The 1,580-nt window shown below is 56.3% G+C and carries 1 protein-coding gene; it reads left to right on the top strand.

Going from position 1 to position 1,580, the window contains the following annotated elements; all coding sequences use genetic code 11:
• Positions 1 to 101: 101 nt before the first annotated feature.
• Positions 102 to 1,577 (top strand): tetratricopeptide repeat protein, encoded by a 1,476-nt coding sequence (locus tag ACR0AO_RS25380; RefSeq protein WP_480609796.1) that lies wholly within the window; start codon positions 102 to 104, stop codon positions 1,575 to 1,577.
• The last annotated feature ends 3 nt before the right edge of the window (positions 1,578 to 1,580 follow it).

The following is a 1,580-nucleotide window of genomic DNA, read 5'->3' as shown; positions in this document are numbered from 1 at the left end:
GTCCAGACAGCGTTCAGGACACGCTGGCCGTATTCGTGTAGAATACAGGCAAGCCAGGCTCTCATTCAATTTCGTTTCAGGCACAATATTGGAGAAAAGCAATGCAACATTTGCACCGCAAAACCCGCGCCACTTTTGTAGCCTTTCTCAGTACGGCTTGTTTGGTCGTACCCGCACCCACAGTTGCAACGGGACCGGGTTTTCAAACAAGCTGCACTCTAGAAGCCAATCAGGCTTTCAACGACGGGCTGAGCCTCTTGCATAACATGATGTATGTTCAAGCAGAGGCGGCCTTCAATCAGGCGGCTGAAGCCGATCCCTCCTGCATCATGGCACAATGGGGCATCGCCATGGCGAACTTCCATCCGCTGTGGCCCGGCACGCCGAGCGAGGCTGAAACAAAAAGGGGGACGGCAGCAGTCGAAAAGCTTGCTTCTATGACAACCGACAGCGCGCTTGAGGAAGCTCTTGTCGCAGCTGCCGCAGCATTCTATGCACCCGGCCAAGACGGTTATCGCGCTCAAATCAGCGCCTGGGCCGAAGCGCAGATTGCGGCGGCCGAAGAAAACCCCGAAAATATTGATGCCGCCGCGTTTGCTGCGCTGGCGCGTTTGGCGACCGCACCGCGCGGGCCAGACCGGATCGAGGTCAATGCCCAAGTGGGAGACACGCTGGATGCACTGCATCAGTTACAGCCAGACCATCCCGGTATCATTCACTACGCAATCCATGCCTTTGACAATCCCCCTCTCAAAGAGCGTGGACGGCCTTACGCTGAGATTTATGACAAAACGGCCCCAAACGCGCCACATGCGTTACACATGCCGGCGCATATCTTTACGCGCACGGGTGACTGGGAAAAGTCGATTGATCTCAACCGCCGCTCTGCCAAGGCGGCGCTCGAACAGTCCGGTGATACCATCCAGATCCATTATGTCCATGCCATAGACTACATGGTCTACGGTCATTTGCAGCTTGGCGAGTATGACGAGGCGGCCCGGCTTGTTGATGAGATCAATGCGATAGACAATCATCAGGTCAGTTTTGTCACCGCCTATGCGTTGGCAGCCGCGCCGGTAAGGCTATTGCTTGAACGAGACATGTGGGCAGAGGCCGCAGCGTTGTCACCCGACTTGCACCCCGCCATTCCCTGGGAGGAATTTCCGCAAACCTTTGTCATGCTCTGGTTTGCAAAAGGGCTGGGGGCCGCGCGAAGTGGCGACGTTGCCGCCGCTCAGACTGCTGTTGTGGAGCTCATGGTCCTTCATGACGCGATGAAGGAGCGTGGACAGGATTATTGGGCAAAGCTGACTGAAGGACAGATTCTAACCGTTGAAGCTTGGATTGCACTGGCGGAAGGCGATGAGGAACTAGCCCTTACCCAACAAGTTGCGGCTGCCGATCTTGAAGACGAGATTGGTAAAAGCCCGGTGACGCCCGGTCACGTGTTACCGGCTCGCGAACTCCTGGGTGACATGCTCGCGCAAATGGATCGAAAAGATGAGGCGGCTGACGCGTATCGCGCTACTTTGCTTCTTTCTCCGAACCGTGCACGAAGCGCAGCCGCACTCGAATAGAGC

The sequence above is a fragment of the Ruegeria sp. AF8 genome, from assembly GCF_056541825.1.
Note: the sequence above shows the minus strand (reverse complement) of the source record. Positions and strands in the feature narration are given on the sequence as shown.

Bases quoted from the DNA above. Each gene is read 5' to 3' on its own strand.
- ACR0AO_RS25380 (WP_480609796.1), top strand. From the start codon at position 102: ATGCAACATTTGCACCGCAAAACCCGCGCCACTTTTGTAGCCTTTCTC.